Raw genomic sequence first — 19,376 nt, forward strand, 5'->3', positions numbered from 1 at the left:
GGAGAGAGGCGCGCGCGACCGCCTGGTTCATACACGACGCGATATTGAGGCATGCGCCAAAGGGTTCGCGCGCAAATCCCCCAGGCATAACTGGCCCGAAACAAACGTAGGAGCGAGCGCAGCTCGCGATGCGCCGCGCGGGCGGCGCTCGGTCTCACAGGCGCTGCAAAGGGTATGGCGAACACTCAACCCCCAGCCAACTCACTCCGCCAATTCGACCAGCACCGTCCCTTCGCTGACCATATCCCCTTCCTGGCAAAACAACGCGTTCACCGTGCCATCATGAGGCGCGCGAATGCTGTGCTCCATTTTCATGGCCTCCAACACCACCAGCGCGGTACCGGCTTCCACCCGCTGCCCCGGCGCCACCAGCACCCGCACGATACTGCCGTTCATGGGGGCGCCCAGGCCGCCCTGGTGACCGTGGCTGGCCTCGGCCTCGGCAATCGGGTCGAAGGCTTCGATGGCATGCATCTCGCCGCCCCACTGCAAGTACAGCGTAGCCCCGCGGCGCATCGCCAGGTGCTGGCGACGCACGCCGTCGTGGTCATGCACCAACTGCTCGCCCAGTAACTGCCAGGTGGGCGCCGCACTGTGCTCCAAGCCCACAGCGTGGGCCTGGCCAGCACTGACCAAGTGCAGGCTACTGCGCGCGGGCAGGCCCAGGCGCAGGCCGCTGCGCTCGGCCCATGGCGAACCGGGGTCATCTTCGCGCTGCTGCCCGGCCTGGCCCTGTCGCCAGGCTTCGGCTGCGGCCTCCCAGAAACTGACCGGCAGCGGCTGTGGTGCCGGCAGCAACGCGGCCTGGTGCCGCGCAATGAAGCCGGTATCCAGTTGCGCCGCGGCGAACGCCGGGTGCGCCAGAATGCGCCGCAGGAACGCGAGGTTGGTCTTCACCCCACCAATGGCGAATTCGTCGAGCATCGCCAGCAAGCGCAGGCGTGCCTGCTCGCGGTTGTCACCCCAGGCAATCAGCTTGCCCAGCATCGGGTCGTAGAACGGCGACACCGCATCGCCTTCGCTCACGCCACTGTCCACCCGCCGGCCTTCGCCAGCTGCCGATTCACGGTACAGCGCCAGCGTGCCGGTCGCCGGCAGAAACTCGTTGGCCGGGTCCTCGGCGTACAGGCGAACTTCAATGGCATGGCCGATCAGCGGCACCTGCTCCTGGGTGATCGGCAGGGTTTCGCCGCACGCCACACGAATTTGCCAGGCCACTAGATCCAGGCCGGTAATGGCCTCGGTGACCGGGTGCTCCACCTGTAGGCGGGTATTCATTTCCATGAAGAAGAACGCGCCACGGGCGTCGAGCAGGAATTCCACCGTACCGGCACCGACATAGCCAATCGCTTGCGCCGCCCGTACCGCCGCCTCGCCCATGGCCCGGCGCAGTTCGGCCGACAGGCCGGGGGCGGGAGCTTCTTCGACCACCTTCTGGTGGCGACGCTGGATCGAGCAATCGCGCTCGTTGAGGTACAGGCAATGGCCGTGCTGGTCGGCGAACACCTGGATTTCCACATGGCGCGGCTTGAGCACGTACTTCTCCACCAGCATGCGCGCATCGCCGAACGACGCCTGCGCCTCACGCTGGGCCGACGCCAGGGCATCGGCCAGCTGGCTTTCCTCCTCGACCACCTTCATGCCCTTGCCCCCACCGCCGGCGCTGGCCTTCAGCAGCACCGGGTAGCCGATGCGCCTGGCCGCGTCGCGGAAGGTGTCGAGGTCCTGGGCTTCGCCGTGGTAACCGGGCACCAGGGGCACCCCAGCGGCCTCCATCAACGCCTTGGCCGCCGACTTGCTGCCCATGGCGTCGATGGCGCTGGCCGGTGGGCCGAGGAAGATCAGCCCCGCCTGCTCGATGGCGCGGGCGAAGCCTGCGTTCTCGGACAGGAAGCCGTAACCTGGGTGAATGGCCTGGGCACCGCTGGCCTTGGCAGCAGCCAGCAGCTTGTCGACCAGCAGGTAGCTGTCGGCGGCCTTGGTGCCACCCAGGTCCACGCGGATATCCGCTTCGCGGCTATGCCGCGCGTCACGGTCGATGGCGCTGTGCACGGCGACGGTGGTCAGGCCCATGGCCTTGGCGGTGCGCATCACCCGGCAGGCGATTTCGCCGCGGTTGGCGACCAGCAGGGTGGTCAAAGCGGGGCGGCTCATGGGCGCGGCTCCTTGGTCTCAGCGGTTTGCCAGGCGGGTGGGCGTTTCTCCAGGAAGGCGCGCAGGCCCTCCTGGCCTTCGGCGCTGACGCGGATGCGGGCGATGGTGTTCTCGCAGTAGCGGCGCAGCGCCGGGCTGAGTTCGCCGTCGTCCACTTCACGCAAAAGCTCTTTGGTGGCACGCAGGGCCAGCGGAGCGTTGTGCAGCAAGTTGTTCACCCATAGCGCCACCTGTGCGTCCAGCTCAGTGGCGGGGTACACCTCGGCCAGCAGGCCCAGTTCGCGGGCCCGTATACCGCTGAAGCGCTCGGCAGTCAGGGCATAGCGGCGCGCGGCACGCTCGCCGATGGCCTTGACCACGAACGGGCTGATCACCGCCGGGGCCAGGCCGATGCGCACTTCCGACAGGCACAACTGGGCGTCTTCGGCGCCAATGGCCATGTCACAGCAACTGATCAGGCCCAGTGCGCCGCCAAACGCCGCACCTTGGACCACGGCCAGGGTCGGTACCTTGAGCCGGTGCAGGGCGTACATCAGTTCGCCCAGTTCATGGGCGTCATCCAGGTTGGTGTTGAAATCCAGCTGCGCCGACTGCTGCATCCAGGCCAGGTCGGCACCGGCGCTGAAGTGCCGGCCACGCCCGCGCAGCAGTACGAAGCGCAGGCCGGTATCGTCGGCCAGCCGATCGATGGCGACGATCAGCTCGCGGATCATCTGCGCGTTGAACGCGTTGTTCTTGTCCTCGCGGCTAAGCCACAGGGTGGCGAAGCCGCGGGGGTCGCGAATTACTTCGAGGGTGCTGAAATCGCTCATGGGGTCACATCCGGAAAATGCCGAAGCGGCTCGCTTCGATCGGCGCGTTCAGCGCAGCGGACAGTGCCAGGCCCAGGATGTCGCGGGTTTGCGCCGGGTCGATGACGCCGTCGTCCCATAGCCGGGCACTGGAGTAGTAGGGGTGGCCCTGCTGTTCGTACTGGTCGAGAATCGGCTGCTTGAGCCTGGCTTCGTCTTCGGCACTGAACGGCTGGCCACTGCGCTCGCTTTGCTCGCGCTTGACCTGGGCCAGCACACCGGCGGCCTGCTCGGCGCCCATCACACCGATCCGCGCGTTCGGCCACATCCACAAAAAGCGTGGGTCGTAGGCACGGCCGCACATGCCATAGTTGCCGGCACCGAAGCTGCCGCCAATGATCACCGTGAATTTCGGCACCTGGGCGCAGGCCACGGCAGTCACCAGCTTGGCGCCATGCTTGGCGATACCGCCTTCCTCGTACTTCTTGCCCACCATGAACCCGGTGATGTTCTGCAGGAACAGCAGCGGGATACCGCGCTGGCAGGCCAGCTCGATGAAGTGCGCGCCTTTTTGCGCCGCTTCGGCGAACAGGATGCCGTTGTTGGCCAGGATCGCCACCGGGTAGCCATGCAGGTGGGCAAAGCCGCAGACCAGGGTGGTACCGAACAACGCCTTGAATTCGTCGAACAGCGAGCCGTCGACCAACCGGGCGATCACTTCGCGCACATCGAACGGCTGCTTGGCATCGGCGGGCACCACGCCATACAGCTCGTCGGCGGCGTACAGCGGTGCCACCGGGGCCAGGCGTTGCAGCTTGCCCAGCTTGTGCCAGTTGAGGTTGGCCACGCAGCGCCGGGCAATGGCCAGGGCGTGTTCGTCGTTGTCGGCGTAATGGTCGGCCACGCCACTGGTACGGCAGTGCACATCGGCCCCGCCCAGGTCCTCGGCACTGACCACTTCGCCCGTGGCGGCTTTTACCAGCGGCGGGCCGGCGAGGAAAATGGTCGCCTGCTGGCGCACCATGATCGCTTCGTCGGCCATCGCCGGCACGTAGGCACCACCGGCAGTGCACGAGCCCATCACCACGGCGATCTGCGGGATGCCCTGGGCGCTCATGTTGGCCTGGTTGAAGAAGATCCGACCGAAGTGCTCGCGGTCAGGGAACACCTCGTCCTGGCGGGGCAGGTTGGCACCCCCCGAGTCCACCAGGTAGATGCACGGCAAGCGGTTTTGCTGGGCGATGGCCTGCGCACGCAGGTGCTTTTTCACCGTCAGCGGGTAGTACGAGCCACCTTTGACCGTAGCGTCGTTGGCCACGATCATGCATTCCACGCCTTCTACGCGGCCGATGCCGGCGATCACCCCGGCAGCCGGCACGTCCTCGCCGTAGACCTCGTGGGCCGCCAGCTGGCCGATCTCGAGGAACGGCGAGCCCGGGTCCAGCAGGCGGTCGATGCGCTCGCGTGGCAGCAGTTTGCCGCGGGAGGTGTGCCGTTCCTGAGCCTTGGGCCCGCCGCCCTGGGCGACCCGGGCCAGCAGGCCGCGCAGGGCCTGGACCTGGGCGGCCATGGCGGCATGGCTGTGGGCATAATCCGCCGCCTTGGTATTGAGCTGTGACTTGAGAATCATCATGACCCCTGGCGCAGATCAGCGCGTCTCGTTGAACAGTTCGCGGCCGATCAGCATCCGACGGATTTCGCTGGTGCCGGCACCGATCTCGTAGAGCTTGGCATCGCGCAGCAGGCGGCCAGCCGGGAATTCATTGATATAGCCGTTGCCGCCAAGGATCTGGATGGCTTCCAGGGCCATTTGCGTAGCCCGCTCGGCGGTGTACAGGATGACCCCGGCAGCGTCCTTGCGGGTGGTCTCGCCACGGTCACAGGCCTGGGCCACGGCATACAGGTAGGCGCGGCTGGCATTGAGCTGGGTGTACATGTCGGCGATCTTGCCCTGGATCAGCTGGAACTCGCCGATGCTCTGGCCGAACTGCTTGCGGTCGTGAATGTACGGGACCACCAGGTCCATGCAGCTTTGCATGATGCCGGTCGGCCCGCCCGACAACACCACGCGCTCGTAGTCCAGGCCGCTCATCAACACGCGTACACCGCCGTTCAGCTGGCCGAGAATGTTTTCTTCCGGTACTTCGACGTTGTCGAAGAACAGCTCGCAGGTGTTGGAGCCGCGCATGCCCAGCTTGTCGAACTTGTTGCTGCGGCTGAAGCCTGGCCAGTCGCGCTCGACGATGAACGCGGTGATGCCGTGGGCACCCTTGTCCAGGTCGGTCTTGGCATAGATCACATAGGTATTGGCGTCCGGGCCGTTGGTGATCCAGGTCTTGCTGCCGTTGAGTACGTAGCGGTCGCCGCGCTTTTCTGCGCGCAGCTTCATCGACACCACGTCGGAGCCGGCATTGGGCTCGCTCATGGCCAGTGCGCCAATGTGCTCGCCGCTGATCAGCTTGGGCAGGTACTTGAGTTTCTGTGCGTGGCTGCCGTTGCGGTTGATCTGGTTGACGCACAGGTTGGAGTGGGCACCGTAGGACAGTGCCACCGACGCCGAGGCCCGGCTGATTTCCTCCATGGACACCACGTGGGCCAGGTAGCCGAGGCCGGCGCCGCCATATTCTTCCGACACGGTGATGCCCAACAGGCCCATGTCGCCGAACTTGCGCCACATATCGGCAGGGAACAGGTTGTCGTGGTCGATTTGCGCGGCACGCGGGGCCAGCTCGGCGGCGACGAAGGTGCGCACCTGGTCACGGAGCATGTCGATGGTTTCGCCCAGGGCGAAGTTCAGGGTGGGGTAATGCATGCAGGGGCACCTTGTTGTTCTTGAAATGGGTTACACCGTAGCTCATGGAGCTGTCGCCGGACCCTGTGGGAGCGGGCGTGCCCGCGAATGCATCAGCAGGGCCGCCGTCAATTTCCTGAATGATCGCATTCGCGGGCACGCCCGCTCCCACAGGGTTCGGCTTCACGCCTGAGGATCGGTGTTGTTCATCACCTTTACGTTAACGTAAACCTGGCTTAGGCCGGGTGTCAATCTGATCATCACCTTTACGTAAACGTAAATCTGCGCCAGAGTATCTCCGCTTGCTTCAGCCGTGCCCAGAACAACCACAAGAAGGGACACCCATGAGTCAACCAAGCTATACCCGCGGCCGCCAGGACCAGCCGTTGCTGACCCAGACCATCGGCCAGGCCTTTGACGCCACCGTGGCGCGTTGCGCCGATGGCCAAGCCCTGGTTTCGCGCCACCAGGGCGTGCGCTACAGCTGGCGGCAACTGGCCGAACAGGTCGACGCGTGTGCCCGCGCCTTGATGGCGCTGGGCCTGAACCGCGGCGACCGGTTGGGCCTTTGGTCACCCAACTGCGCCGAATGGTGCGTGTTGCAACTGGCCAGCGCCAAGGTCGGGGCGATTCTGGTCAACATCAACCCGGCCTACCGGGTGGGTGAGTTGGAATACGTGTTGCGCCAGGCCGGGTGCCGCTGGCTGGTTTGCGCCGATGCTTTCAAAGGCTCCGATTATCACGCCATGGTTCAGGCGCTGGTGCCAGAGCTGGCGAGCGCCCCCGCGGGCGCACTGGCCAGCCAGCGCCTACCCGAGCTGCGCGGGGTCATCAGCCTGGCAGCCAACCCGCCGGCCGGTTTCATGGCATGGCAAGCCCTGGCCGGGCTGGCCGGGCAAACCTCGAGCGAAGCCTACCTGGCCCGCCAAAGCGGGCTGCAGTTCGACCAACCGGTGAATATCCAGTACACCTCCGGCACTACCGGTGCACCCAAGGGCGCCACGCTGAGCCACTACAACATCCTCAACAACGGCTTCATGGTCGGCGAAAGCCTGGGCCTGGGCGAGCGCGACCGCATGGTGATCCCGGTGCCGCTTTACCACTGCTTTGGCATGGTCATGGCCAACCTGGGTTGCATCACCCACGGCAGCACCATGATCTACCCCAACGATGCCTTCGATGCCGAACTCACCCTGCGTGCCGTGGCCGAGGAGCGTGCGAGCATTCTCTATGGCGTGCCTACCATGTTCATCGCCATGCTCGACCACCCGCTACGCGCCCAGGTGGACCTTTCCAGCCTGCGCAGCGGCATCATGGCAGGGGCCACCTGCCCGATCGAAGTAATGCGCCGGGTGATCGACCAGTTGCACATGGCCGAGGTGCAAATCGCCTATGGCATGACCGAAACCAGCCCGGTTTCGCTGCAAACCGGGCCAGAGGATGAGCTGGAGCTACGGGTTACCACCGTTGGCCGCACGCAGCCACAGCTGGAAAACAAGCTGGTAGACGCTGACGGCTGCATCGTTCCGCGCGGCGAGATCGGCGAACTATGTACCCGCGGCTACAGCGTGATGCTCGGCTACTGGGACAACCCCGAGGGTACCGCGGCAGCCATCGACCCGGCCGGCTGGATGCACTCGGGTGACCTGGCGGTGATGGACGAGCACGGCTACGTGCGGATCGTGGGGCGCAACAAGGACATGATCATTCGCGGTGGCGAGAACATCTACCCGCGCGAGCTGGAAGAATTCTTCTATACCCACCCGGCAGTGGCGGACGCCCAGGTGATCGGTATTCCGTGCAGCCGTTATGGCGAGCAGATCGTCGCATGGATCAAGTTGCACCCTGGCCACACGGCCACCGCCGAAGAGCTGCAATGCTGGTGCAAGGCCCGCATCGCCCACTACAAGGTGCCGCGGCATATCCGTTTCGTAGACGAATACCCGATGACGGTAACCGGTAAGGTGCAGAAGTTTCGCATGCGCGAGATCAGCATCGCCGAACTCGGTGTCTATAGCGCGGGTTGACGGACCAGGCTGTCCGGTTTACCCGCACCGGCAGTTGCCCGCCTGCACCGACCTTGCAGGCGGCAAGGTCGGTAACCTGGTCTACCCTTAGGCTTTCACCGGTGGTTCCTGGTTCGGCGGGTCGCCCACCGTCGGCGGTTCGGTTGGCTTGACCGGCAGCTCGTCCGGGTCTTGCTCCGGCACGGGCGGCGGCAAGCTCGGGTCGTCGATGTTCGGATCGGGGGTTTCCGGTGGTGTTGGAATGTTCATGGCCTGACCTCGCGTGGGTGGTTTGAAGAGGTACTGCAGGCTTGGACTTCGGCCAGCTGCGATTCGCTCAGTTTTTTTTGAACCCTCACGCCCGCGCCCGGCTCTGAACCCTTACCGCCACCAGCCTGAGGGAGCAAGGTCGATGTCACGAAACGAGCTTTTTGAAAGCGTGCCAATGGCCAACGATCATCCTGACCAGGCCATCAGCCTGGCCCAGGCGCTGCTGGCCCCTCGCATCGTGATCGAGGACACCCAGCCGGTGCTCGACGCCGGCACCTTCGCCGCCAAGGCCATCAGTGGTCAACCGGTTGCCGTCAGCAGCAAGGTCTACAGCGATGGCCACGATCGCCTGGCCGTGGTGCTCAACTGGCGCCCGGCGCACAGCCAGCGTTGGCAATGCGTGCCGATGCAGTCGGCGGGCAACGACCTGTGGCTGGCCGAGTTCACCCCCACCGAGCTGGGGCCGCATGTGTTCGTTATCCAGGCCTGGATCGACCCGTTCGCCACGTACTGCCACGACCTGGAAAAAAAGTACCATGCTGGCGTCGAGGTCAGGCTGGAGCTGGAAGAGGGGCGGCTGATGCTCGGCCAGGGCATTGCCCTGTGCGATGGCGCCGTGCGCAACGAGCTTGAGGCCGTGCTGCAGCGCCTGGCGGAGGTGGGCAGTGACGACCAGGTGGCGCTGCTGCTGGACCCGCGCACCGCCCGGCTGATGGCCGAGGCCGAGCACCGCAGCTACCTGGCCCGCAGCCGCGAATTCCCGCTCGATGTCGACCGCCCGGCTGCGCAGTTCGCCAGTTGGTACGAACTGTTCCCACGCTCGATCACCGATGACCCGCAGCGCCATGGCACCTTCAACGATGTGCACCAGCGGCTGCCGATGATCCGTGACATGGGCTTCGACGTGCTGTACTTCCCGCCCATTCACCCTATTGGCCTGCAGCACCGCAAGGGGCGCAACAATGCGCTCACGGCCGAGCCGGGTGACCCGGGCAGCCCCTATGCCATCGGCAGTGCAGAGGGTGGCCACGAAGCGATTCACCCGCAGTTGGGCAGCCGCGAAGACTTCCGCCGCCTGGTGGCGGCGGCTGCCGAGCACGGCCTGGAAATTGCCCTCGACTTCGCCATCCAGTGCTCCCAGGACCACCCCTGGCTCAAGCAGCACCCGGGCTGGTTCAGTTGGCGCCCGGACGGCACCATCCGCTATGCCGAGAACCCGCCAAAAAAATACCAGGACATCGTAAACGTCGACTTCTATGCCCCCGAAGCAGTACCCAGCCTTTGGTTGGCGCTGCGCGATGTGGTGGTGGGCTGGGTCGAGGAAGGCGTGAAGACGTTCCGCGTCGATAACCCGCACACCAAGCCGCTGCCATTCTGGCAATGGCTGATCGCCAATGTGCGCAGCCAGTACCCGGAGGTGATCTTCCTCGCTGAGGCGTTCACCAAGCCCGCCATGATGGCGCGCTTGGGCAAGGTCGGCTATTCGCAAAGCTACACCTACTTCACCTGGCGCAACACCAAGCAAGAGCTGCGCGAATTTTTCGAGCAACTCAACCAGCCGCCATGGAGCCAGTGCTACCGCCCCAATTTTTTCGTCAACACCCCCGACATCAACCCGTTCTTCCTGCACACCTCCGGCCGGGCCGGCTTCCTCATTCGTGCGGCATTGGCGACCATGGGCTCAGGGTTGTGGGGCATGTATTCCGGGTTCGAACTGTGCGAAAGCGCCGCGTTGCCAGGCAAGGAGGAATACCTGGACTCGGAGAAATACCAGCTGCGCCCACGCGACTTCAGCCAGCCCGGCAACATCATTGCCGAAATCGCCCAGCTCAATCGCATCCGCCGGCAGAACCCGGCCTTGCAAACCCACCTCGGCGTGGCGTTCTTCAATTGCTGGAACGACAACATCCTGTACTTCGCCAAGCGTACGCCCGAGCGCGACAACTACATCCTCGTGGCAATCAGCCTAGACCCGCACAACGCCCAGGAGGCGCACTTCGAGCTGCCGCTGTGGGAGCTGGGGCTCGATGACAACGCCCAAACCCAGGGTGAAGACCTGATGAATGGCCACCGTTGGTCGTGGTACGGCAAGACCCAGTTCATGCGCATCGAACCTTGGCACCAACCATTCGGCATCTGGCGTATCGAAAAGGCCGGTTAGGGCATAGGTACCGGGCCGCCTCGCGGCCCATCGCCGGCAAATAGGCTGCACGGCAGCCGCAACGCCAGCCAACACGGTCCACAGACATGCAAGGAGTCACCCATGGCCAAGCGTTCCCGCCCGGCAGCCTTCATCGACGACCCGCTGTGGTACAAGGACGCTGTCATCTACCAGTTGCACATCAAGTCGTTCTTCGACTCGAACAACGATGGCATCGGTGATTTCGCCGGCCTGATCAGCAAGCTGGACTACATTGCCGAGCTGGGCGTCAACACCCTGTGGTTGCTGCCGTTCTATCCTTCGCCGCGGCGCGACGACGGCTACGACATCGCCGAGTACAAGGCCGTGCACCCGGACTACGGCAGCATGGCCGATGCACGGCGCTTCATCGCCGAGGCGCACAAGCGTGGCCTGCGGGTCATCACCGAACTGGTCATCAACCACACCAGCGACCAGCACCCCTGGTTCCAGCGCGCCCGCCACGCCAAGCGTGGCAGCAAGGCGCGCGACTTTTACGTATGGTCCGATGACGACCAGAAGTACGATGGCACCCGCATCATTTTCCTCGACACCGAAAAGTCCAACTGGACCTGGGACCCGGTGGCAGGCCAGTATTTCTGGCACCGCTTCTACTCGCACCAGCCAGACCTCAACTTCGACAACCCGCAGGTGCTCAAGGCGGTAATCGGGGTGATGCGCTTCTGGCTCGACCTGGGCGTGGACGGGCTGCGCCTGGACGCCATCCCTTACCTGATCGAGCGTGATGGCACCAACAACGAAAACCTCGCTGAAACCCACGGGGTGCTCAGGGCCATTCGCGCCGAGATCGATGCCAACTACCCAGACCGCATGCTGCTTGCCGAAGCCAACCAGTGGCCGGAGGACACCCGCCCGTACTTCGGCGAAGGCGACGGCGACGAGTGCCACATGGCCTTTCATTTCCCGCTGATGCCGCGCATGTACATGGCCCTGGCCATGGAAGACCGTTTCCCGATCACCGACATCCTGCGCCAGACCCCGGAGATCCCGGCCAACTGCCAATGGGCGATCTTTCTGCGCAACCACGATGAGCTGACCCTGGAAATGGTCACCGACCGCGAGCGCGACTACCTGTGGAACTACTACGCAGAAGACCGCCGCGCGCGCATCAACCTAGGCATCCGTCGGCGCCTGGCGCCCTTGCTGCAGCGTGACCGCCGGCGCATCGAACTGCTCACCAGCCTGCTGCTGTCGATGCCCGGCACGCCCACGCTGTACTACGGTGACGAGCTGGGCATGGGCGACAACATCTACCTGGGCGACCGCGATGGCGTGCGCACGCCCATGCAATGGTCCCCGGACCGCAATGGCGGTTTTTCCCGCGCCGACCCACAGCGCCTGGTGCTGCCCCCGGTGATGGACCCGTTGTACGGCTACCAGACGGTCAACGTCGAGGCACAAAGCCACGACCCGCACTCGCTGCTCAACTGGACCCGGCGCATGCTGGCGGTGCGCAAGCAACAGAAGGCTTTCGGCCGTGGCACGCTGCGCACGCTGAGCCCCAGCAACCGGCGCATCCTGGCCTACATTCGCGAATACACCGATGCCGATGGCAACACCGAGGTCATCCTGTGCGTGGCCAACGTCTCCCGCGCCGCCCAGGCGGCAGAACTGGAATTGTCACAGTACGCCGACAAAGTACCGGTGGAGATGCTTGGGGGCAGTGCCTTCCCGCCGATCGGTCACCTGCCGTTCCTGCTGACATTGCCACCCTATGCCTTTTACTGGTTCCTGCTGGCATCACACGACCGTATGCCCAGCTGGCACGCCCAGCCCACCGAGGGGTTACCCGAATTGATTACGCTGGTATTGCGCAAACGCATGGAAGAACTGCTGGCGGCGCCTGCCAGCGACACCCTGCAAACCAACATCCTGCCCCAGTACCTGCCGAAACGGCGCTGGTTCGCGGGCAAGGAAGGGCCCATAGACCAGGTACGGCTGTGTTATGGGGTGCGTTTCGGCACCGCCACTACCCCGGTATTGCTCAGCGAGCTCGAAGTGCTCAGTGACGGCGTGGCCACCCGTTATCAATTGCCGTTCGGGCTGCTGCCCGAGGAGCAGATCAACAGTGCGCTGCCACAGCAACTGGCGTTGTCCCGGGTGCGCCGGGCCCATCAGGTGGGTCTGATTACCGATGCGTTCGTGCTTGAGCCGTTCATCCGCGCCGTATTGCGTGCGTGCCAGGAAAGCACGCGGCTGGCGTGCGGCGACGCTGACGGCGAGCTGCGTTTCGACAGCACCGAGCAACTGGCCGGCCTGGGGCTGAATGAAGAAAGCGAGGTGCGCTACCTCAGCGCCGAACAGTCCAACAGCTCGGTGGTCATCGGCGACCGCGTGGTGCTCAAGTTGATCCGCCGGGTCAATCCGGGCATTCACCCGGAGCTTGAAATGAGCGCCTACCTGACCACTGCCGGCTTCGCCAATATTTCACCACTGCTGGCCTGGGTCAGCCGCGTAGATGCGCAGGCAGCCCCGCACCTGCTGATGATCGCCCAAGGCTACCTGAGCAACCAGGGCGATGCCTGGGCCTGGACCCAGAACACCCTGGAGCGCGCCATCCGTGACCAGATGGAGCCCACCCGTTCGGATACCGAGGCACATACCGACGCCCTCGCCGAACTCACAGCCTTCGCCGCCTTGTTCGGCCAGCGCCTGGGCGAGATGCACGTGTTGCTGGCAGCACCCACCGATGACCCGGCCTTCCAGCCGCGGCCCAGCGATGCCCAGGACCGCGAACGCTGGGTGACCCAGATCAGTGCCGAGTTGACCCATGCCCTCGACCTGCTGGCGCAGCACCGCGACCACCTGGACCGCGACAGCCAGGCGCTGGTCGACGACCTGCAGCAACAGCGCGACGGCCTGGTCGAGCATGTTCGCCAGTTGGCCGAGCAGGCCGAGGGCGGCTTGCTGATGCGCGTGCACGGTGACTTGCACCTGGGCCAGGTGCTGGTGGTGCAGGGCGATGCCTACCTGATCGATTTCGAGGGTGAGCCGGCCCGGCCCCTGGAAGAACGCAGGGCCAAACACAGCCCTTACAAAGATGTCAGCGGCGTACTGCGGTCGTTCGACTATGCTGCTGCGATGATCTTGCGCAGCGCGTCTACGGTGGACCTTTCCGAGGCGGCTCGGCAGGCGCGGCAACGGGTGGCCCGGCAGTACCTGCACCAGTCGCGGCATGCCTTCATCGAGGCGTACGGGCTGGCCACCGCTGCCATGCCCCATGCCTGGCAGCAGGCGGAAGGCGAGCGTGCTGCACTGGAGCTTTTCTGTCTGGAAAAGGCCGCCTACGAAATTACTTATGAAGCCGAGAACCGGCCGAGTTGGCTGGCCGTGCCTTTGCATGGCTTGCATGGACTGATCAGTACCTGGGGAGAGTCAGAATGAACGTAACAACGCGTGAAAACGGCGGCCTTCGGCAACGGGACCTCGACGCCCTGGCCCGCGCCGAACACGCCGATCCATTTGCGGTACTCGGCCCCCATGACGACGGCGCTGGCGGGCAGGTGGTCAACGCCTTCCTCCCCGGCGCCCTGAATGTGCGCATTCTTGCCCGCGAAGACGGGCGCATCCTTACCGAAATGGCGCAGGGCAGCCTGCCAGGCTTGTTCACCGCGCACCTCGATACAGCACAGCCTTACCTGCTGCAGATCGGCTGGGCCGGTGGCGAGCAGGTGACCGAGGACCCGTATAGTTTCGGTCCGCAATTGGGCGACATGGACCTGCACCTGTTTGCCGAGGGCAACCACCGCGACCTGTCCGGGCGTTTCGGCGCGCAGCCGGTGCAGGTCGAGGGCGTCGACGGGGTGTGCTTTTCGGTGTGGGCCCCCAACGCCCGGCGGGTATCGGTGGTGGGCGACTTCAACAACTGGGATGGGCGCCGCCACCTGATGCGCCTGCGCCATGGTGCCGGGGTGTGGGAGCTGTTCATCCCACGGCTGGGCGTGGGTGAAACCTACAAGTTCGAAGTGCTCGGCAAGGATGGCATCCTGCCGTTGAAGGCCGACCCCCTGGCCCGCGCTACCGAATTGCCGCCCAGCACGGCGTCCAAGGTAGCGGGTGAGCTGGGCCATGCCTGGCAAGACCACGACTGGATGGCGCAACGGGCGCAGCGCCATGCGTACAACGCGCCATTGTCGATCTATGAGCTGCACCCCGGCTCCTGGCGCTGCGAAATGGACGAGGCCGGCGAAGTTGGGCGCTACTACAACTGGCGGGAACTGGCCGAGCGTCTGGTGCCGTATGTGCAGGCGCTGGGCTTCACCCATATTGAACTGCTGCCGATCATGGAACACCCGTTCGGCGGTTCCTGGGGCTACCAGCCACTGTCGATGTTCGCCCCCACCTCACGCTACGGCAGTGCCGAAGACTTCGCCGCCTTCATCGATGCCTGCCACCAGGGCGGCATCGGGGTATTGCTGGACTGGGTACCGGCACACTTCCCCACAGACGAACATGGCCTGGCGCGCTTCGACGGCACGGCCCTGTACGAGTACGACAACCCGCTGGAAGGCTACCACCAGGACTGGAACACGCTGATCTACAACCTGGGCCGCAATGAGGTGCGCGGGTTCATGATGGCCTCTGCGCTGCATTGGTTGAAGCATTTCCACATCGACGGGCTGCGCGTCGATGCGGTGGCCTCGATGCTGTACCGGGACTATTCGCGCAAGGCCGGCGAGTGGGTGCCCAACCGCCACGGCGGGCGCGAAAACCTCGAGGCCATCGACTTCATTCGCCACCTCAACGGTGTGGCGGCCCATGAGGCGCCGGGGGCGTTGATCATCGCCGAGGAGTCCACCGCCTGGCCCGGGGTCAGCCAGCCGATCGAGCAGGGCGGGCTGGGCTTTGCCTACAAATGGAACATGGGCTGGATGCACGACACCCTGCACTATATCCAGAACGACCCGGTCCACCGTGCCCACCACCACAACGAGATGAGCTTTGGCCTGGTGTATGCCTACTCCGAGCATTTCATCCTGCCCATTTCCCACGACGAAGTGGTACACGGCAAGCACTCGCTGATCGACAAGATGCCCGGCGACCGCTGGCAGAAGTTCGCCAACCTGCGCGCTTACCTGGCCTTCATGTGGGCCCACCCCGGCAAGAAGCTGCTGTTCATGGGCTGTGAATTTGGCCAGTGGCGGGAGTGGAACCACGATAGCCAGCTGGACTGGTACCTGCTGCAGTACCCTGAGCACCAGGGCGTGCAGCGCCTGGTGAGTGACCTCAACCGGCTGTACCGCGAAGTCCCGGCGTTGCATGAGCAGGACTGCCAGCCACAGGGCTTCCAGTGGCTGATCGGTGACGATGCGCAGAACAGCGTGTTTGCCTGGCTGCGCTGGAGCAGCAGTGGCGAACCCGTGCTGGTGGTCGCCAACTTCACCCCGGTTCCGCGTGAGGGTTACCGCATTGGCGTGCCGTTCGGCGAGCGCTGGCAGGAGCTGTTGAACAGCGATGCCGAGATGTACGCCGGCTCCAATGTCGGCAACCTTGGGCTGGTGCACAGCGAAGACATCGCCAGCCACGGCCAGCCGCAGTCGCTGGCCCTGAACCTGCCCCCGCTGGGTGTGCTGGTGATGAAGCCCGCCTGATGCATCAGCTGTGCTGGCCCTGCCGCTGGTTTGCCGGCGCCAGGGCCAGCGCAGGCTACCACCGCATGCGCACCCCAAGGCTGCCAATCAGCCCATTGAGGTCATTGCCATCCACATCGCTGCTGTAGTCGGCACTGACGAACATGGCCACCGAGGGCGTTACCCGCGCCACCAGCCCCAGGCCCAGTTCCACCGTTGTCGAAAAGCGCGAACTGGAGATCTTGTCGACCTGTTCCAGCTTCACTTCGTCAGGGTTGCTGAAGTCATACCACACGTTGGTCCGCACATAAGGCTCCAGGGGCATGCCGCGCATTTCATAGCGCCCGGACAATGTGGCGCCGACGCGGCCGCTCCAGCTGGGCTGGCTGTCGAAGGCCTGCCGGGTTGTGTGCTGCCCTTGGCTGCCGGGGAAGAACTGCTGGTTCATCAATTGCGCCTGGGGTTCGATCACCCAACTGCCAGCCAGGGGGATCGGATAGCCGCCTTCCACCGAGAAAGTCATCGCGTGGCCGCTGTCGCCCGGCCGTTGGCCGGTGTCACCCCGGCCATCCACCTCGATGCGCGAACCCACGGCCACGGCATCCAGGTGCCAGCCCTGCGCGTGGGCCATGCTCCAGTACATGCCCTGGCTTTCCCCGCTCAGTTGCGTAGCATTGCGCGGCTTGTCGCCCAACAGCGGGCGCATACCATTGAAGCTGCTTTGCAGGTTGTTGTGGCCGACCACCCTCCCGGCGCGTTGCACATCGCCTTCTGGCGTTGCACGCACGAACAGCTCGGGGCCGGTCATCAGCTGCTGGTCGGGCGCTGCGAGCGGTTCGGGCGCTTGCGTGCCGTTGCGGGGTAGGGGCGGATAAAGCTGTGACCACTCATACGCGAACGTTTCCACCGGGGTTGCCAGAAGCAGCGACGTGGAAACCGCGTAGAAAAGACGGTCGATGCGCACGGGGCTCGAAGTGGTTTTCATGGCGGGTCTCCTTTGCTCTTGTGAAGTACAGCTTGAGGACCTGGTCTGTTGTCATAGGCTGTACGGCAAAACAGAGGGCGACCCAAACCAGCACGCCCGCTTCGGCACACGCGCCCAAAGGCGCGCGCTAGAGGCTCGGCGCGAGATTTTTACTGCTCGGTAATCTTCAGCTAAGGAGAGGGGAGGGCTTGCGTCAAGAAAACGTGAAAGGCCCGTTCACCTTTTGTGGGGGTGACCAAGGCGCTGATTCAAAAGAAAAACCGTGCGGCTATAGCGGCGTTTGCTATTTCCCGCACGGGCGCTATGAAGAATGATTGCTAGCGCCACGCTTCGACAGTGGCGGCGTTCGATCTCACAGGCACTGAAGAGGCCGCGGCGGGCACTGCCCACCGCGCCTGCCCGGGTCACTCGTCTTCGCGTTGCAACACCATCAACACCATCGAGCGCCCCTTCACCTCGAAGGTGCTGTCGAACTGCAGGTGCTGGCCCTTGCGCAGTTCGGGCCGGTCAGTGTCGATCAGGCAGTTCCAGTGATCGCCATCCGGTACTGTCGGCAGCTTGAACGGCACCACATCATGGTGCGAGTTGACGATCAGCAGCACGGTTGCCTCGGCGCCGGGCCGGGCAATACCGCTGACCTGCGCGCGGCCATCGATCAGCATGCCCAGGCAGCGGCCGTGCGGGTCTTCCCACTGCTCCACGGTCATCTGGCCGCCATCCGGCGCCAGCCAGGTCACGTCCTTGACCCCGATCGCTTCATTGTAATCGCCGACCAGGAACCGCGAGCGGCGCAGTACCGGGTAGGTGAGGCGCAGGCGAGTCAGGCGCTTGACGAAGGCCAGCAGCTCTTTGCCTTCCTCGTCGAGGTCCCAGTTGATCCAGCCGATCTCACTGTCCTGGCAGTAGGCGTTGTTGTTGCCGTGCTGGGTGCGGCTGAACTCGTCGCCCGCCACGATCATCGGCGTGCCCTGGGCCAGCAGCAAAGTGGCGAAGAAGTTGCGCATCTGGCGCATGCGCAGGGCGTTCACGGCCGGGTCTTCGGTCGGCCCTTCGGCGCCGCAGTTCCACGACAGGTTGTTGTCGGTACCGTCCTGGTTGTTCTCGTCGTTGTCTTCGTTGTGCTTGTGGTTGTACGACACCAGGTCGCGCAAGGTAAAACCGTCGTGCGCGGTGATGAAGTTCACCGAGGAGTACGGCCGGCGGCCGCGGTTGTTGAACATGTCGCCCGAGGCCGTCATGCGCGCGGCAAAGTCGGCCAGCTGGCCTTCATCGCCTTTCCAGAAGGCGCGCACGGTGTCGCGGAAGCGGTCGTTCCATTCGGCCCAGCCGGGGGCGAAGTTGCCCACCTGGTAGCCGCCCGGCCCGCAGTCCCACGGCTCGGCAATCAGTTTGACCTGGCTCAGCATCGGGTCCTGGCGGCAGGCCACGAGGAAGCCGTGGCGCTCGCTATAGCCGTCATGGTACCGGCCAAGGATGGTCGCCAGGTCGAAGCGGAAGCCGTCCACGTGCATTTCGCCGGCCCAGTAGCGCAGCGAATCGGTGACCAGTTGCAGCACACAGGGGTGGCTCAGGTCGAGGGTGTTGCCGGTGCCGGAGTCGTTGATGTAGTAGCGCTTGTCATCGGGCATCAGGCGGTAGTACGAGGCGTTGTCGATACCGCGCATCGACAGGGTCGGGCCGCGTTCGTTGCCCTCGGCGGTGTGGTTGTAGACCACATCGAGAATCACCTCCAGCCCAGCGTCGTGCAGGTGCGCGACCATCTCCTTGAACTCGGCGATCTTGCCGCTGGCCAGGTAGCGCGGGTGGGGCGCGAAAAAGGCGATGCTGTTGTAGCCCCAGTAGTTGTTCAGGCCTTTGTCCAGCAGGTGCTGGTCGTTGACGAACGCGTGAATCGGCAGCAACTCGATACTGGAAACACCCAGGTCCTTGATGTGCTTGAGCAATTCGTCGTTGGCCAAGCCGGCGAAGGTACCGCGCAGCTCCTCCGGCACGGCGGGGTGGCGCATGCTGATGCCGCGGGTGTGCGCCTCGTAGAGGATGGTGCGCTCCCAAGGTACTTGTACGCGCTCGTCACGGCCCCAGGTGAACGCCGGGTCGATCACCTTGCACTTGGGCACGAAGGGCGCGCTGTCACGTTCATCGAACGACAGGTCGTCGTCGGGGTGGCCGATGGTGTAGCCAAACAGTGCCTCGGACCACTTGAGTTCGCCGACCAGCTGCTTGGCATAAGGGTCGATCAGCAGTTTGTTGGGGTTGAAGCGGTGACCGTTTTGCGGCTCGTACGGGCCATAGACGCGGTAGCCATACACCAGGCCAGGGTGCGCATCGGGCAGGTAGCCATGGTAGATCTCGTCCGTGTATTCGGGCAGCTCGATGCGTTCGAGCTCATGCTCGCCGGTGGCGTCGAACAAGCACAGCTCGACCTTGGTGGCATTGGCCGAAAACAGGGCGAAGTTGACGCCCAGCCCATCCCAGGTGGCGCCTAGGGGAAAGGGTTGGCCTTCGCGGATGCGGGTTGGGGCAACCGAGCGGGTTTTCTTCGGGGTACGGGGGCTCATGGCAATCCTCAAATGGCCGTGGTGGAAGGTATGGAAGTGATGCAGTGCTGC

At 64.5% G+C, this 19,376-nt stretch carries 11 protein-coding genes; 4 read left to right on the forward strand and 7 right to left on the reverse strand.

Features of this window, described 5'->3' with window-relative positions:
* Window positions 1-201 precede the first annotated feature (201 nt).
* The 4 genes from GYA94_RS20940 to GYA94_RS20955 are packed head-to-tail and all read right to left on the reverse strand — an operon-like array spanning window position 202 to window position 5,757.
* Window positions 202-2,154 (reverse strand): acetyl/propionyl/methylcrotonyl-CoA carboxylase subunit alpha, encoded by a 1,953-nt coding sequence (locus tag GYA94_RS20940; protein ID WP_161893020.1) that lies wholly within the window; start codon window positions 2,152-2,154, stop codon window positions 202-204.
* Window positions 2,151-2,966: a gamma-carboxygeranoyl-CoA hydratase gene (locus tag GYA94_RS20945; RefSeq protein WP_161893021.1), complete on the reverse strand. Its 816-nt coding sequence runs from the start codon at window positions 2,964-2,966 to the stop codon at window positions 2,151-2,153. The genes GYA94_RS20940 and GYA94_RS20945 overlap by 4 nt, the downstream gene beginning before the upstream one ends.
* A 4-nt stretch (window positions 2,967-2,970) precedes the next feature.
* Window positions 2,971-4,578: a carboxyl transferase domain-containing protein gene (locus tag GYA94_RS20950; RefSeq protein WP_161893022.1), complete on the reverse strand. Its 1,608-nt coding sequence runs from the start codon at window positions 4,576-4,578 to the stop codon at window positions 2,971-2,973.
* 15 nt (window positions 4,579-4,593) lie between these two features.
* Complete coding sequence (locus GYA94_RS20955; RefSeq protein WP_029886664.1) at window positions 4,594-5,757, reverse strand: isovaleryl-CoA dehydrogenase; 1,164 nt, start codon at window positions 5,755-5,757, stop codon at window positions 4,594-4,596.
* A gap of 323 nt (window positions 5,758-6,080) precedes the next feature.
* Between GYA94_RS20955 and GYA94_RS20960 the strand changes: the two genes are divergently transcribed.
* Entirely contained in the window at window positions 6,081-7,763 is a 1,683-nt protein-coding gene (locus tag GYA94_RS20960) for an AMP-binding protein (protein WP_161893023.1), read from the forward strand.
* 87 nt (window positions 7,764-7,850) lie between these two features.
* On the opposite strand, the gene GYA94_RS27730 is transcribed toward GYA94_RS20960, so the two are convergent.
* Complete coding sequence (locus GYA94_RS27730) at window positions 7,851-8,012, reverse strand: hypothetical protein (RefSeq protein ID WP_009686375.1); 162 nt, start codon at window positions 8,010-8,012, stop codon at window positions 7,851-7,853.
* 142 nt (window positions 8,013-8,154) lie between these two features.
* Here GYA94_RS27730 and GYA94_RS20965 point away from each other — a divergent pair, with 142 nt between their 5' ends.
* The 3 genes from GYA94_RS20965 to glgB all read left to right on the forward strand — a co-directional run bounded on the left by GYA94_RS20965 (window position 8,155) and on the right by glgB (window position 15,803).
* Window positions 8,155-10,173: an alpha-1,4-glucan--maltose-1-phosphate maltosyltransferase gene (locus tag GYA94_RS20965; protein WP_161893024.1), complete on the forward strand. Its 2,019-nt coding sequence runs from the start codon at window positions 8,155-8,157 to the stop codon at window positions 10,171-10,173.
* 102 nt (window positions 10,174-10,275) lie between these two features.
* Window positions 10,276-13,596 carry a maltose alpha-D-glucosyltransferase gene (treS, locus tag GYA94_RS20970; RefSeq protein ID WP_161893025.1) on the forward strand — a complete coding sequence of 1,107 codons (3,321 nt, stop codon included), beginning with the start codon at window positions 10,276-10,278 and terminating at the stop codon, window positions 13,594-13,596.
* Window positions 13,593-15,803, forward strand: coding sequence for a 1,4-alpha-glucan branching protein GlgB (gene glgB, locus GYA94_RS20975; RefSeq protein ID WP_110676753.1), 2,211 nt, complete (start codon window positions 13,593-13,595; stop codon window positions 15,801-15,803). The genes treS and glgB overlap by 4 nt, the downstream gene beginning before the upstream one ends.
* Before the next feature lie 55 nt (window positions 15,804-15,858).
* Here the strand turns inward: glgB and GYA94_RS20980 are convergent, their stop codons facing one another.
* On the reverse strand, window positions 15,859-16,767 hold the full coding sequence (locus GYA94_RS20980; RefSeq protein ID WP_161893026.1) for an autotransporter domain-containing protein: 909 nt from the start codon (window positions 16,765-16,767) through the stop codon (window positions 15,859-15,861).
* A 404-nt stretch (window positions 16,768-17,171) separates the two neighbouring features.
* On the reverse strand, window positions 17,172-19,325 hold the full coding sequence (glgX, locus tag GYA94_RS20985) for a glycogen debranching protein GlgX (protein ID WP_161893027.1): 2,154 nt from the start codon (window positions 19,323-19,325) through the stop codon (window positions 17,172-17,174).
* Window positions 19,326-19,376: the final 51 nt, after the last annotated feature.

This window comes from Pseudomonas juntendi, assembly GCF_009932375.1.
Classification (GTDB): domain Bacteria; phylum Pseudomonadota; class Gammaproteobacteria; order Pseudomonadales; family Pseudomonadaceae; genus Aquipseudomonas; species Aquipseudomonas juntendi.

What these genes read in the sequence shown, in the direction of transcription:
- GYA94_RS20940 (WP_161893020.1), bottom strand. Translation starts at nt 2,154, where the DNA reads ATGAGCCGCCCCGCTTTGACCACCCTGCTGGTCGCCAACCGCGGCGAA.
- GYA94_RS20945 (WP_161893021.1), bottom strand. Translation starts at nt 2,966, where the DNA reads ATGAGCGATTTCAGCACCCTCGAAGTAATTCGCGACCCCCGCGGCTTC.
- GYA94_RS20950 (WP_161893022.1), bottom strand. Translation starts at nt 4,578, where the DNA reads ATGATGATTCTCAAGTCACAGCTCAATACCAAGGCGGCGGATTATGCC.
- GYA94_RS20955 (WP_029886664.1), bottom strand. Translation starts at nt 5,757, where the DNA reads ATGCATTACCCCACCCTGAACTTCGCCCTGGGCGAAACCATCGACATG.
- GYA94_RS20960 (WP_161893023.1), top strand. Translation starts at nt 6,081, where the DNA reads ATGAGTCAACCAAGCTATACCCGCGGCCGCCAGGACCAGCCGTTGCTG.
- GYA94_RS27730 (WP_009686375.1), bottom strand. Translation starts at nt 8,012, where the DNA reads ATGAACATTCCAACACCACCGGAAACCCCCGATCCGAACATCGACGAC.
- GYA94_RS20965 (WP_161893024.1), top strand. Translation starts at nt 8,155, where the DNA reads ATGTCACGAAACGAGCTTTTTGAAAGCGTGCCAATGGCCAACGATCAT.
- treS (WP_161893025.1), top strand. Translation starts at nt 10,276, where the DNA reads ATGGCCAAGCGTTCCCGCCCGGCAGCCTTCATCGACGACCCGCTGTGG.
- glgB (WP_110676753.1), top strand. Translation starts at nt 13,593, where the DNA reads ATGAACGTAACAACGCGTGAAAACGGCGGCCTTCGGCAACGGGACCTC.
- GYA94_RS20980 (WP_161893026.1), bottom strand. Translation starts at nt 16,767, where the DNA reads ATGAAAACCACTTCGAGCCCCGTGCGCATCGACCGTCTTTTCTACGCG.
- glgX (WP_161893027.1), bottom strand. Translation starts at nt 19,325, where the DNA reads ATGAGCCCCCGTACCCCGAAGAAAACCCGCTCGGTTGCCCCAACCCGC.